The organism is Falsiroseomonas oryziterrae (assembly GCF_021864505.1).
GTDB classification, from domain to species: Bacteria; Pseudomonadota; Alphaproteobacteria; order Acetobacterales; family Acetobacteraceae; genus Falsiroseomonas; species Falsiroseomonas oryziterrae.
Genome location: NZ_JAKJIB010000080.1, coordinates 1 through 13,546 on the forward strand (window position 1 = coordinate 1; position 13,546 = coordinate 13,546).

General features: G+C 69.4%; 13 protein-coding genes and 1 tRNA gene. 6 read left to right on the plus strand and 8 right to left on the minus strand.

What is annotated here, in order from left to right:
* The first annotated feature begins 478 nt into the window (after positions 1-478).
* The 4 genes from L2I40_RS09070 (at position 479) to L2I40_RS09085 (ending at position 4,729) form a co-directional block, all read left to right on the plus strand.
* Positions 479-1,555, plus strand: a complete 1,077-nt coding sequence (locus L2I40_RS09070) for an NAD(P)-dependent alcohol dehydrogenase (protein ID WP_237214580.1) — start codon at positions 479-481, stop codon at positions 1,553-1,555.
* 115 nt (positions 1,556-1,670) lie between these two features.
* Positions 1,671-1,745 (plus strand) — tRNA-Thr (locus L2I40_RS09075).
* Between the two features lie 80 nt (positions 1,746-1,825).
* On the plus strand, positions 1,826-3,403 hold the full coding sequence (locus tag L2I40_RS09080; protein ID WP_237214581.1) for a DUF6538 domain-containing protein: 1,578 nt from the start codon (positions 1,826-1,828) through the stop codon (positions 3,401-3,403).
* 582 nt (positions 3,404-3,985) lie between these two features.
* Positions 3,986-4,729, plus strand: a complete 744-nt coding sequence (locus L2I40_RS09085) for a ParB/RepB/Spo0J family partition protein (protein ID WP_237214582.1) — start codon at positions 3,986-3,988, stop codon at positions 4,727-4,729.
* Positions 4,730-5,007: 278 nt separating this feature from the next.
* Here L2I40_RS09085 and L2I40_RS09090 read toward each other — a convergent pair whose 3' ends face one another.
* A complete protein-coding gene (locus L2I40_RS09090) occupies positions 5,008-5,307 on the minus strand; it encodes a hypothetical protein (RefSeq protein ID WP_237214583.1) in 300 nt (99 codons plus the stop codon).
* 219 nt (positions 5,308-5,526) lie between these two features.
* Between L2I40_RS09090 and L2I40_RS09095 the strand changes: the two genes are divergently transcribed.
* Both L2I40_RS09095 and L2I40_RS09100 read left to right on the plus strand, forming a co-directional pair.
* Positions 5,527-6,168: a recombinase family protein gene (locus tag L2I40_RS09095; RefSeq protein ID WP_237214584.1), complete on the plus strand. Its 642-nt coding sequence runs from the start codon at positions 5,527-5,529 to the stop codon at positions 6,166-6,168.
* Positions 6,165-6,353, plus strand: coding sequence for a hypothetical protein (locus L2I40_RS09100; protein ID WP_237214585.1), 189 nt, complete (start codon positions 6,165-6,167; stop codon positions 6,351-6,353). The genes L2I40_RS09095 and L2I40_RS09100 overlap by 4 nt, the downstream gene beginning before the upstream one ends.
* 786 nt (positions 6,354-7,139) lie before the next feature.
* Here L2I40_RS09100 and L2I40_RS09105 read toward each other — a convergent pair.
* The 7 genes from L2I40_RS09105 to L2I40_RS09135 form a co-directional block, all read right to left on the minus strand.
* Positions 7,140-7,880, minus strand: coding sequence for an Eco29kI family restriction endonuclease (locus tag L2I40_RS09105; RefSeq protein ID WP_237214586.1), 741 nt, complete (start codon positions 7,878-7,880; stop codon positions 7,140-7,142).
* The gene (locus L2I40_RS09110) at positions 7,877-9,097 is read right to left on the minus strand and encodes a DNA cytosine methyltransferase (RefSeq protein ID WP_237214587.1); all 1,221 of its coding nucleotides are present in this window, start codon (positions 9,095-9,097) and stop codon (positions 7,877-7,879) included. The genes L2I40_RS09105 and L2I40_RS09110 overlap by 4 nt, the downstream gene beginning before the upstream one ends.
* Complete coding sequence (locus L2I40_RS09115) at positions 9,081-9,530, minus strand: very short patch repair endonuclease (protein WP_272910951.1); 450 nt, start codon at positions 9,528-9,530, stop codon at positions 9,081-9,083. The genes L2I40_RS09110 and L2I40_RS09115 overlap by 17 nt, the downstream gene beginning before the upstream one ends.
* 163 nt (positions 9,531-9,693) lie before the next feature.
* Positions 9,694-10,440: a Crp/Fnr family transcriptional regulator gene (locus tag L2I40_RS09120; protein WP_237214589.1), complete on the minus strand. Its 747-nt coding sequence runs from the start codon at positions 10,438-10,440 to the stop codon at positions 9,694-9,696.
* A 95-nt stretch (positions 10,441-10,535) separates the two neighbouring features.
* A complete protein-coding gene (locus tag L2I40_RS09125) occupies positions 10,536-10,910 on the minus strand; it encodes a phage tail fiber protein (RefSeq protein ID WP_237214590.1) in 375 nt (124 codons plus the stop codon).
* Between the two features lie 23 nt (positions 10,911-10,933).
* Complete coding sequence (locus L2I40_RS09130; protein ID WP_237214591.1) at positions 10,934-13,288, minus strand: glycosyl hydrolase family 28-related protein; 2,355 nt, start codon at positions 13,286-13,288, stop codon at positions 10,934-10,936.
* Between the two features lie 26 nt (positions 13,289-13,314).
* The coding region (locus tag L2I40_RS09135; RefSeq protein ID WP_237214592.1) for a hypothetical protein at positions 13,315-13,546 on the minus strand (232 nt) is incomplete at its 5' end.

A 13,546-nucleotide genomic window follows, 5' to 3' on the forward strand; every position in this document is an offset into this window, starting at 1 on the left:
CGCGGCCGCATCCAGATGCGACCAGGCCGCGACCGTGCCGTTGCGCGCGGCGATGCGCTCCAGGCAGGCCTCGACGAGGGCGGAGGCGGTCAGCCGGCCCGCGGCGATCGCGCGCCGCGCCGCCGCGGCCCCCAGGCGCTCGGGGGCGGAAAGGCCCGCAGCATCCATCGGTGGCTACTCCCCAAGGTCCGCGCGCAGTGGAGCACAGCGCTGCGCCCGCGTTGAGGGTCCCGCCGACATGACAGACCCCTCGCCGAGCACGCCGTTGTCGGATCCCGGCAGCCTTGACCTACGTCAAGCGACGCCGCGCCGGGCCCGGCTACGATCGTGACCGCTCTCGGCAGCCCATGCACGGGCATCGCGGAACGGGCCGGCCGGATGCGGCCGGGTGCCAGCGATGCCGATCGAGGCAGGGTGATTTGCCGCTGGGCGGAGGAGCCGGGAGAGCTCTCCCGATGCCGGTAGCATGGAGGCGAGCATGGCGAGAACGATGCGGGCGGCGGTCTTCGTCGAGAAGGGCCGCATCGAGTTGCGGGAGAAGCCGATCCCCGAGGTCGGCCCGCTCGATGCGCTGCTGAAGGTGACGACGACCACGATCTGCGGCACCGACGTCCACATCCTCAAGGCCGAGTATCCCGTGCAGCCGGGCCTGACGATCGGCCATGAGCCGGTCGGGGTGATCGCCCGCCTCGGCTCCGCCGTGCGGGGCTATCGCGAGGGCCAGCGTGTCATCGCCGGCGCGATCACGCCCTCTGGCACCTCCAACGCCTGTCTCTGCGGCTTCTGCAGCCAGGACGGCGCGGGCACGGCGCATGGGTGGAAGCCGCTCGGCGGCTGGCGCTTCGGCAACACCATCGATGGCTGCCAGGCCGAATACGTCCTGGTGCCCGATGCCATGGCCAACCTGGCCGCGGTGCCCGACAGCCTGACCGACGAGCAGGTGCTGATGTGCCCGGACATCATGTCCACCGGCTTCGGCGGGGCGGAGAGCGGCGGCATCCGCATCGGCGATTCCGTCGCCGTCTTCGCCCAGGGCCCGATCGGGCTCTGCGCCACGGCTGGGGCGAAGCTGATGGGGGCGACCACGATCATCGCGGTCGACCGCGTCCCGGAACGGCTGGAGATGGCGCGGCGCCTCGGCGCGGACCACGTTGTCGATTTCTCGAAGCAGGATCCCGTGCAGGCGATCCGCGACCTGACGGGCGGGCGCGGGGTGGATGTCTCGATCGAGGCGCTCGGGCTGCAATCCACCTTCGAGGCGGCGCTGCGGGTGCTGCGGCCCGGCGGGACCCTGTCCTCGCTCGGCGTCTATTCGACCGACCTGCGCATCCCGCTGGATGCCTTCTCGGCGGGGCTCGGCGACCACCGGATCGTCACCACGCTCTGTCCCGGCGGCAAGGAGCGGATGCGGCGCCTGATGGAGGTCATCGCCGGTGCGCGCGTGGACCTCAAGCCGCTGGTGACGCATCGCTACAGGCTCGACGACATCGTCGAGGCCTATGAGCTGTTCAGCCAGCAGCGCGACGGGGTCATGAAGGTGGCGATCACGCCCTGAGCGGGCGTGCCGACCGGATCCTCGGACACGGCGGCGGGGGCGGCCAAGCCGCGACCCGAGGGGTTGCGGCCACCCCCCCGACCCGCTAGGAACCCCGGCGCTTCGGCGACGGCGCGCTGCTGTAGCTCAGTGGTAGAGCACTCCCTTGGTAAGGGAGAGGTCGAGAGTTCAATCCTCTCCAGCAGCACCAGTCCAAGCTGTTGATCGGCAAGGTAAATCAGGCGAAACAGGGACTTGCGACGGCTCCGGTGATACACCGGGGTGATACACGTGGCCCTCCCGATGTGCCGACCGACCAAGCATCCGAAGACTGGCGTTTACCGCATCCGCATGAGGGTCCCGAAGGACCTGATCCCCGTCATTGGGAAGCGGGAGCGCGTTGATACCCTCGGGACCAAGGACCCGGATGAGGCGAGGAAGCTCGCCCCCGAAGTCTGCGCCCGGATCGCAGCCGAGTTCACCGCCGCCCGTGCCGCCGCTGGCCCTGCCCGCCGGCTTACGCATCGCGAGGTGATGGCACTGTGCGGCGAGTGGTATCGGGACTTCCTGGCGCATTGGGAGGAAGACCCGGGCGACCCGGCCGACTGGCAGGAGTTCGCCGCGCTCATGGTCTCCAAGCTGGAGGACGTGGAGCAGCATGGCACGGTCGCCTTGAAGCAGGAGCGGCAGGAGTTGGCGGACGCCCGCCGGTTTCTCGCTGGCAAGGGCATCCCTGCCGACGAGGACACCGCCCGCCGCTTCGCCCGGGCGCTGATGGAGACCAAGCTCAAGGCGGCTGCTACGCTGCGGGCACGGGGCGCCGGGGACTACTCGCCCGACCCGCATCTGGCGACCTTCCCGCAGCCGCGCCAGCAACCGGCAGCGCAGCCGCCGCTTCCGGCCAGCGAGCTTCTTCGCGCATGGGCAGCCGAGCGGAAGCCCGCTCCCGCGACCCACGACAAGTATGCAGGCACATTCCGCACCATCGCTCGCGTGCTCGGCTTCGATGACCTGCGCCGCATCACCCCGGATGACGTCGTGCGCTTCAAGCGCCATCGGCTTGAAGTCGAGAAGCGCGACACGGGCACGGTCGAGGACGACATCCGCAGCGCCGGCACGGTCTGCAAGTGGGGCGTGAAGAACCGGCTGCTCGCGTCCAATCCGTTCGACGGCCTGGCGCCGAAGGCGGTTCGGAAGCTCGCCGCGCGGCTGCCCTACGATGATGACGACGCGCGGCGCATCCTGACAGCGGCCCGTGCGGAGACCGGATGGCTGCGCTGGGGGCCGTGGCTGCTGTGCTTCACCGGAGCGCGGATTGGCGAGCTTGCGGAGCTGCGGCGCGGCGACGTGCGGGAGGAACACGGCGTGGCGTTTCTCGACATCCGCCCGCATGAAGCGCGGCCGGGCAAGAACGCGACCATGCAGCGCATGATCCCGCTTCACCCGGCGCTGATCGCCGAGGGCTTCTTGGCCTACGTCGCGAAGCTTCCGGCCGATCCGTCCGGCCCGCTGTTCCCGTCCATCACGCCCGACCCGCACGGGCAGCGCGACACGCCCGCGCAAACCAAGCTCGGGCGATGGATGCGGGACAAGGTGAAGATCACCGACCCGAAGAAGGCGCCTGCCCACTCCTGGCGGCATCGCATGGAGGACGAGTTGCGGAAGGTGCGGGCGCTGCCGGAGGTGGTGGACGCCATCACCGGGCGACACAACCCGCGCAACGCGGGCGCCGGCTACGGCACCGGCTTCCGGGGGATGCCGGATGAGGTGTTGAAGGAGTTAGGGCGCATCCCGTCGCCGCTTCCACCGCTCCAGCCAGCGACCATGCGCGGAGGACCGCTCAATACCCCGCACCTCCCCACCCGCTGACCGCCGCTTGCGGTGTAGTGGACTTGACCGGAGACGCACGGACGCTGGCGGGGCCGATTTCGGGCGGACATCCCCACACGTCGCCACTGCCCGATTGGGGCCGATCTCCCCACAGAGGGAGCGGCGGGATTGCCCCCTCCCTCCCCACACGCCCCACCGCAGCGAAATACCCGGCACCTCCCCACAGAGGACGCCCGTTGCGGTGTAGTCGAGTTGACCGGAAGCGGCGGCGTTTAGTCAGGACCTCCCCACAGAGGACCCAACGGAAATACCCGGTCACTCCCAACAAGGACGGCCGGGAATAAGGGGCCACCTCCCCACCCACCGCAGCGGCGCTTGCGGTGTAGTGGACTTGACCGGAAGCGCGTGGCGACGGCCGCGCCGCGATTACCCGGCCCTACCCCACGTCCCGAGTTTCGCCCTGGCAGGTGATGACGGACGGGGGCGGATCATAGCACCACGCGCACGCCTTCGCGCCCCTGCTTGGTCCGCCCCCGACGCCGCCGGCTGGGGCTTCTTCGCGCCGTGTGCAGTCAACGAACGCGACCGCACGCGGCATCCCTTCATCTCCTGCCAGAGACCATGCACGACACCATCACCGCCAACACCAACGCAGCGCACACCGCGCTGCCGGTCACCATCCTTATCGCGGACTTGCACCGCGACCCGCGCAATCAGATCAGGCACGCCGTCAACCGCGCCGTGGTGGACCGATACGCGACGGCGCTTCGGGCAGGCGTGGAGCTGCCTCCCGTCCGCGTCGCCATGATCGAAGGCGTCCCGACGCTGGTGGACGGGTGGCACCGCGTCGCGGCGCACCAAGCCATCGGCGCGACGCGCGTTCCGGCGGTCATTGTCCAGGCCACCGCAAGGGAAGCCCGTTGGCTCGCCGCTGAGGCCAACCTTGCGCACGGACTACCGCTCAAGCCGCGCGAGGTGCGGGACGCCTTCCGCGCCTTCATCAAGGCCCGGAAGCACCGCACGCCCGCAAAGGCCGGACAGGCCCCCGGGCGGCTGTCCTATCGGGAAATCGCGAAGGCCCTTGGCGGGCTGGTCACCCATCAGACAGTGAGCAACTGGATGCACAAGGACTTCCCCGACATCGCCCGGGAATACGGCGGCGAGGTCGGCATGCCCGCCGAGGCTCCGTCGCCAGACGACCCGGAAGCCGCCTTCGCGAGCGCCGCACACGACGCCATCCGGCAGGCCGTGGCCGCCGCGCGAGGGGTCCGTGATCCCGACCGGCGCGGCGCCATCATTGAGGCCGCAGAGGTAGCCTTGCGGGAGCTTCGCGAGGCCGCGCCGTGGAGGCCACCGGAGTTCTGAGGCAGTAGCCGGGGGCACCTCGCGGGCCTCCTAGGGGCTGTCAAAAATGGACACCTCTAGGCGACAGGGGGCGGGCTTTCGGGGTAGGGGCAGGCGACTTATCGCATTGATATCGCGTGCGTTTTTCTGCTCCGCAGCCCGCCCCCTCGACCCATCAACACGCGCGACCGTGCCCCCGGGTATTTTGGGTCGCGACCCTGAGCGACCCCCCCGCCAACGCGCCCGCCGCGCTTTTCCCCCGTCGGGGTGGGGCAGGGCCCTGGCGCCGGGGCGCCCCGTCAACGAGGGAAGCGCCCATCGTAGCGCATGACCGTGTGCGCCCGGAGGGACGGTGCTACAGCGTGCAGCGCGTCCAAGGTCATGCCGCAGGCGACGGCGGGCCATGCTTCCGCGCTCGTCAAGCAACCGACCATTTCTCCCGTCGCGGTGTCGAGGCGCACGACGCCGAAGCCCACATGGACCATCTGGTAGCGCCCCGACGGATCGCGGCTCGACAGGCCGCTACTCGACGCCACGGCCCCACCAACGCCGCCGGCAACCAACGCCAAAGCGAGAACCGACCAACGCCAGCCGCCCATGCGCTCCTCCCTCCCGATGTCGGACGGATTGCGGTGCGCGGCTGACGGGGCAAGCGGGGGCGAGATAACCGGGAGCGAGAGAGGCAGACCGCACCACGGTTCACTTTGGGTATGCCTCAAGAACACCTTCCGCGCCTCCGGTTCATGCTCGATGCTTGACCATTCAAAATGAACCGATCTAGGATGAACCATCCAAAGTGAACCGGAGGTCCACTCACGATGCCGACCCTCGCCCGCCTCTACCTTCGCGCCTCGACCAGCGAACAGGACGCGACCCGCGCCCGGGCCGCCCTTGAGGCGTTCGCCGCCGAACGCGGCCTGACCATCGCCGCCAGCTATGTCGAGAACGAAAGCGGCGCCTCCCTTCACCGGCCTGAACTGTTCCGCTTGCTGGCAGACAGCCGCCCCGGGGACGTGCTGCTGATCGAGCAAGTGGACCGCCTCTCGCGCCTGACGGAAGCCGATTGGCGGAAACTGCGGGCAGAGATGGAGACGCGGCAGGTGCGGGTTGTGGCGATGGACCTACCCACGTCCTGGATGCTCGCGACCGCCACCGATGACGGCTTCACGGCCCGCATGTTCGCCGCCGTCAACGGCATGATGCTGGACGTGCTCGCCGCCGTGGCCCGCAAGGACTACGAGGACCGCCGCCGCCGGCAGGCGGAGGGGCAGGCGAAGGCGAAAGCGGCGGGGCTCTACAAGGGCCGCCAGGAGGACACCCAGCGGAACGCGGCAATCGCCTCCATGTTGGCGAAGGGACTTTCGTGGTCGCAGGTCCAAGCCGCCACCGGGTGCAGCCGCGCCACGATAGCCAAGATCGCAAAGCGGGCCGCCGCCACCGCGAAGGGGACGGCTGCATGACCAACGCCAAGCCCCGCCAAGCTGCCCCTTGCGGTGCCCGCCAGGGCCCCGCGAAGGCGCTACCGTCACTCGGCTACCGCACCCCGCCGACGCGCTGGCACGCCGCCGGAGACCTCGCCATCGGGCTTGCCTTCTGGTGCGGCTTCTTCGCCTTGGCTTCCCACTATCTCGGCCTGGTAGGCTGACGGTGCCCGAGGAACGGCGCACTAGCGGCGTAGCCCGCTTGACCGGAACGAACGTCAGCGAGCGTATCCGGGCCTTGTGTCATTACATCCTGAGCGGCCCTACATTCAGTGCAGGGCCCCGACGGATGCATTTCTGGCTCCGCTCGTCCAATAGACGCGGGGCACGGCTCGACGCGCCGTGGAACATTCAGACGTGTGCTCTGCCATTCATGGCCGCACCGAACGCAGTTGCTGAGGTGGGTGCGCGTCGAAAGGCCGTTGACGCGATCACCGGCCGGTTCCACGCACTGAATGCGGGTGGCAATCATGTTTACGGCCTTCACCGGAGGCCTCGGAAAGTCGCGAAGATGCTGGCGAAGATGCCGAGCCTGTTCGCCAGTTGGGCCGATGAGCGCGAGGAGGCCGCTGCATGACCAAGGGCCGACAGGACCGTCGTCTCGAACGGCGCTGGATTGTGCTAGCAGAAGACGGACGCTTTGTGACTCTTGGGCGCGCAACGGACCCCACAGAGCAGGAGATCGCGACGGCAGAGGCCGGACTGAAGTCCCAAGGGCTCGCCGGCTGGCTCGCCGTCATGGAGGGTAACCCCTACGTCGGGCCCCTTCCGAGCGTGTTGGAAGTCCGGCCGCTAGCAGGGCCGTCGCAGCCGTTTCATGATGCAGCGGCAGCGTGTGCTCGCACGCTACAGGAGCAGCGCAGGAGCTCAAGCACAGCTAGCTAAAGGCCCGCCTGCATGAGTCTGCTGACGGGATCGCTTGGTTCTCCACTGCGGCTCGGCGGCCAGCCCTACTTGCCGCTGAGGTCGCCCCCGAGCACCGCAAGCGACGGAACAGCCACATTGCCGAGATACTGTTGCACCTCGCGCCGGATGTCGGCTGCTGTCTCGGGCCGCACCTTACACCTCTCGGCCCATCCCCGACCTGGGTGCAGCACGTCCCACCGTGGCCGAAGGCCGTTGTATCTGCCCGCGCCCGGATCGTGGTTGCCGAAGCCGTCAATAAGCCTGTTCCAAATCGGCGCGAAGTGAGCGATCAAGAGCTGTTCCGCCAGCGGTATCCAGAGGTCTTGGACGACGAGAAAGCGGCACACGAAGTCCGCCACGTCCAAGTTGTTCGCTAGCTGGATGCTCTCGGCATGCTCCCTAAGCCTCGCGGCGAGCGCCGTGGTATCCGTTGCTTCGGTGTTGAACGCCCCCTTGCGACCACCGGGCGGGATCGCCTTTCCGATGTAAATGGGCCATCGGGGATCATTGGCGTCGGTGTTCGCTTTTGCGATGGGCGCATAGCTCGGGAACGCACCGCGATAGTAGATCGCGTAGATTCCGGCTCCCCGGAACGATGGCAGCCTTCCTAGCGGGCGTGCCTTCTTCTCTAGCAGCGCCTTCGCCACCGCGATCCCGAGGTTCTTGGTATCGAGCGGGTTGAATGGCGCGGTATCGGCGGGATCAACAAGCAACGGCTCGCCGCTCTTAGCGTCCCACTCAACCCCCTCGGCGTCCTTCCCCGTCTTCTTCCTGCCCGCGCTCATGCCGAGGGCGAGCCTGGATTGGCGAGCGCCGCGAAGTCCCATTCGGTGAGCTTCCGTGCGACGCTGGCGCCGACAACATGGGCGAGCGCCACCGGCACCGCATTGCCAAGCTGGCGCATGACTTCCGACCACGCGCCGTGGAAGACGTAGGCATCGGGGAATGTTTGCAGTCGGGCCGCCTCGCGCGCCGTAAAGTAGCGGCCGGAACCGTCAGGCCGAACAAGGGCGTTCTCCCCCCCTGGCACGCCATGGTCGCCCGCCTTCAGTGTCTTGGCGGGCAGGTCGAGCGGGCTTCCGGTGTGGCCCTTGTAGAACCGCACTCCCGGCTGAAAGCGATGGTCGCGGATCACCGCCGAGGCTTCCGGTTCCTTTTCGGGATCAGGCAGCCCGGCAAGAGCGTCCCGCACGGTGCGCCAAGCTCGGCGTTCATCGGTCGGGCGGAGGTTGCGTTGCCGAAGGGCGGAGAGCTTGCCGGCTAGGCTGGCCGGCGGCGCATCGCGCTCCCGTTTCGAGACGCGGTGCCGGTCCCAATACTCGCCGGTTAGCCACTTCTCGGCGGCGAGCGCCTCCCGGCTATGCGTGCTCTTTGGGAAGGACCAGCGGATGCCGAGGTCATCCCGGAAGCCCACGATGAAGACCCGTTCGCGAAGCTGCGGAACGCCATAGTCGGCGGCATTCAGGAGTTGGAACACCACGTTGTAGCAAAGGCCGGACCGGCTACCCGACGTCTTGTGCCGCTGCAAGCGGCGTTGGTGCGACTGCCAGGTCTCCCCCGTCTCGCGGACAAGCTCGGGAAACTCTAGCCGCAGCAGCACATAGCCGAAGTAGGTGGCGAAGCTCTCGCGTAGCAGGCCCTTTACGTTCTCGAAGATGAAGGCGCGGGGGCGAAGCTGGCGCACCACCTCCACCGCCGCCGGGAACATGTCTCTTTCGTCCTTGTGGGCACCATGCTTGCCGCCGAGGGAGAAGGGCTGACAGGGCGGGCCACCCGCAACAACGTCTATCGGGTCGCGAAGGCCCATGTAGTCGAAAGCGCGCACGTCGCCTTCATGAAGCGGCCAGTCCGCCACAAGCGGGTGTCCTCGCCGCTGGTTTTCCCGGATCGTGTCGCATGCCCAGCGGTCCCACTCGACCACCGCCCGGTGTTCGAAGCCGGCCAGTGACAAGCCCATGCCAAGGCCGCCCGCGCCCGCGAAAAGCTCAACCGAGTTCAGCATGCCTCATCCATCTGCCCGGTTCCCCGAGGAAGCGGCGCACATTCTCTGCCACCGCCGCCATATCCCTTAGCTCGCATTCCCAAACCACCAACGTCCGCCAGCCCTGTTCCGTCAGCCGCGAAACATTGGCCGAGTCGCGTTCCTTGTTAGCTTCAAGCTTCGGGCGCCAGAAGTCCAAGCGGCTTTTCGGCATGCGCGCGAGTGGGCAGGTCGGGTCGGGGTGCCGGTGCCAGAAACAACCGTGAACGAAGATCACGGCTCGCCTACCGGGGAAGACAAGATCCGGGCGTCCTGGAAGCCCCTTGCGATGAAGACGAAACCGGTAGCCCATCCGGTGGACAAGACTCCGGACTGCCATTTCCGGCCGCGTGTTCTTGGCCCTCACCGCAGCCATTATGCGGCTACGCTCGGGCGGAGTGAGACTGTCCACCATGCCCCACCGTCTAGCATGTGTCAGAGTAGCCGGCCGGAGGCGTTGCCGGTGATCCGCGCAGGTGATACACACACCGCAGCGCAACCGACCGGAAACCCGCAAAAAACCTAGCTTTCGCTTGCAGCCAGCCGAGTTCAATCCTCTCCAGCAGCACCAGCCCTCTTCAGAGGGCCGAGCCGCCCTCGGTCAGCTCGACCAGCTCGGCCGGCTTCAGAAGCTCCACCCGGCCATGCGCCGGCTCGCGGATCCAGCCGCGGCGACGGAATGCGGTGAGCGTGCGGCTCACCGTCTCCAGCGTCAGGCCGAGGAAGTCGGCGATGTCGCCCCGGGTCATCGGCATGTCCAGCACGGCGCCGACGTGATGGCGCCGCCGACCCGCCTCGGCCAGCGACAGCAGGAAGGCCGCCACCCGCGCCTCGGCGGTGCGGCGGCCGACCGTCACGAGTTGCTCCTGCGTCGCCGCCAGTTCCTGCACGCAAAGGTCGAGCAACCGCCGCTCGAGCGCCGGATACCGGCGCAACAGGCCATCGAGCCGCTTGCGCTCGATCCGGCAGAGCTCGGCGGAGGTCAGCAGCTGCGCGGAGAAGGGGTAGCGATCGGACCCGGTGTAGCCGAGCACGTCGCCGGCGAAGCGGAAGCCGAGCACCTGCTCGCGCCCATCGGCCATCAGCCTGGTGAGCTTCGCGGTCCCCTGCACCAGCGTGAAGATGTGGCCCGCCTTGTCGCCCTCGTGGAACAGCATGTGGCGTTGGGCGAGGCTCATGCGCTCGGCCTCGCCCAGCACGTCGTCCAGCGTCGCCGCGTCGAGCGGCCGGCACAGGCCGGTCACCCGCGACCCGCAGGTCCCACAGATCTCTCCCTCGCCGAGCGCTTCGCGCGCCATACGGCGAGTCGCGTCCAACGGGTTCACCCCGTTTCTCTCCCCAACCCCGACGACGCGACGCTATCCGAGCGCCGCGGTCGGGATCAAGAGGCTTTGACATGCCGAAGTGTCACGCCGGCGTGCTACTCGGGCGTGACTGTCAAGGCGTCCACCGCCACCGTGACGGTCCCGGGGCCGCCCACTGTCACGGATGAGGACAGCACGCCCCAGGTGAGCGGATTGCCGCCCGTGGCCGCATCGAACAGGCCGAGATGCGTGAGCGTCCCGGCGGCGCCCGTGAAGGTGAAGCTGAAGGCCGAGAGGTTCCGCTGCGGGCCGGTGCCCGTGAAGGTCACGCGCTGGCGGGCATAGCCCGTCCCGCTCGGCTCGCCGGTCAGGCCGGTCGCATCCGATCCGCCGGTGCCGAGCGCGGCCCAGACCGCGGTCGGAAGGGTGGGCAGCCGCCCGCACAGCGCGCGGCCGAGCAGGTTCTTCGCATAGTCGGTGAGGTCGGTCATGGGTCGGTCCTCTGTGCGGGGGATCAGGGCGCGGCGGCGCCGGAGAGCAGCAGGAGCTTCGTGGTCCCGCCGTCGGGGCTGAAGGCGAGCAGCGTCGCCAGGCCGTTGCTGCGGATCCGGGTCAGGCCGTCGGGGTTGGACGGTGTGGTGCCGGTGAAGCCGGTCATGGCGATCGCGAGGTCCGCGCCGCTGCGGTTCACGACCAGGCAGGAGAAGCCGCTGCCCGTCGCCGCCCAGTCGATCGACAGCGTCGTGCCGGCATTGGCGCTGACCAGGCGGCCGTTATGCGCGGCCTGGGTCAGGGCGGTGGCGGCGCTGGTTGCCACGACGGGCAGCTGCCGCGCCGTGAACTGCGCGTCGACATAGCCCTTGCGCGCGGCGTGGTTGGTCGCCGTAGGGTCGGCCGGCAGCACCATCTGGCCGGTCAGCGTGACGGTGCCGGAGGCGGCGATGCGGAAGCGCTCCGCCACCGTGCCGCCGCTGCGGGTCTCCACCACGAAGGCGCCGGCCTCGGAGCCTGCGGTCACCGTCTCCGCGATCGCCGCGGCGCGGGCGAAGACGGTCTCCGTGCCCCCCGCGTTGTTGCCGGCGAATTGCAGCTGCCCGAGCCGGTCATTGGCCGCGGGCGCGGCGGAAGCACGGCGCAGCGTGACCGCCATGGGCTGCGTCATGCCGGAGCCGGCGCCGAACACCACGCCGCCATTCGGGTTGAAGGCGGCATCGCCGCCGATCTCGAGCGGCGCGAAGGCGCCCGACCCGATCGCGAGGGAGTAGGAGACCGCGGCGTCCTGGTTCTCCATGTCGAGCTCGGCGCCAAGCGTCGGCGAGCGCGGAAACAGCACCGTGCTCGCCTGGTCGGGCGAGGAGCGGGCCGCCTGGCCGCGGTTGCCGACGAGGACGATGCGCGATGCATCCGCGGTGGTCTGGCCGGAGAAGATGGTGGAGCGCGTGTCGCACGCCACCACCGCGAGGCTGTCGCCCGCCGTGGCCAGGAAGACGGTCGCGGCCGGCAGGTCGCAGGCGACGAGGGTCAGGCCGCCGTCGAGGACCTCCACCGTGCGGCCCGCGCCGCCGCCGCCCACCATCACGCCGACGAACTGGTTGTCCGCCTGGTTGGTGGAGGTGCTCTCGACCCGGATGGCGGTGGCGGTCGAGCTGATGAAGCCGCCGATCCACTTGGTGCGGAAGGCGGTGCCGCGGATCCAGGCGCCGAGCGTGAGCGGATCGCGCAGCGTCAGGAGGTCGTCCACGCTGCAATTGTGCAGCTGGATGGATTGCGCCCCGTCGCCCAGGTCGAAGCCGATGTCGTAGCCGTAGCAGAAGCAGTTGACGAATTCGGCGACGTCGCTGGTCTCGGTGCGGAAGGCGGTGCCCAAGCGGCGGTTGTTCCAGACCGCGAGCGTGCCGCCGCCGGTCCAGCTGCCGGAGAAGGTGCTGCCCTGCAGGTCGACGCGCGTCGCGTCCACCACCGTGACGGTGGCGCGGAGATTGGCACCCGGCACGCCGTTCACGCCATAGACGTTGACGAGGTCCCCGGTGACCAAGTTGTGCGCGGCGGCGGTGGTGATGCGCACGAGCCCGACGCCGTTGTTCGCGACCCCCGAGACCGCCGTCTGCACGACGGAGATCCCGCCGAGATTGCCCGTGAGGAAGGGCCAGAAATGCACGTCGTGCACCCGCGTGATGTCGAAGGTGCGCGACAGCCAGATGCCGTTGCGGTTGTCGCCGCGCATGCGGCGGATGTTCACGCGCTGGCTGTTGTCGGCGCGCAGCGCCAGGTTGAAGCCGAGCACCAGCACGTCCTCGACCGTCGCGTCGTGCTGGTTGCCCGATCCGTCGCCGATGGTGATGGCCGTGCCGGCCATGGCGGCGCGCAGGTCGATCGCCTGGCGCATCGTGGTGGGCGGCGCGGCCATGCCGTCGCGGATCAACGCGACCTTGCGCAGCGTGGCGCCGCGCATCACCCGCATGGTGCGCGCGGGATCGAGCCGGATGGTGCCGGGAATGGAGCGATAGTCGCCCGAAGGGCGCTGCCCGCCGGGGAAGAGCGGCCCCTCGAGACAGACATTCTCCTTCACGACCAGCTCGGTCGCGGCGACGCGGTACCGCCGCGGGCCGAGCCGGACGATGCCGCCGCCCGAGGCGGAGGCGGCGTCGATCGCCGCCTGGATCGCGGCGGCGTCGTCGGTCGTGCCGTCGCCGATGGCGCCGAAGTCGCGGACATGGAACATCCGCTCGACGAAGACGCCGGCGGTGACCTGGGCGAAGGTGGCGCGGCGCGTCTGCGCGGCGGCGCCGGCCCCCTGTACGACGGGCGCGAGGTCGGCGGCGCCGAGCGCCGTCGCGGCGGGCAGGTCGGAGATGCGGGTGTCGGGCATGCTGGCCTCTCTCTTCGTGTTGCGGGTCAGACGAGCAGCCGCGCGCCGTCCTGCAGCAGCAGCACCGCGCCGTCCTGGGCGAGCAGCGCGTAGGGCGCGCTGACGGCGAAGGGGGCGGAGGTGTCGGCGACGCCGGGGCTGCCGACCGCCTCGGCGCGCAGCCGGTAGCCCGAGCCCTCGGGCGGCGCGGTCAGCGTGGCGCTCGCGCTGCCGTTGGCGACGGCGACGGTCTCGGGTCCCGCCACCGTCGCGCCGGCG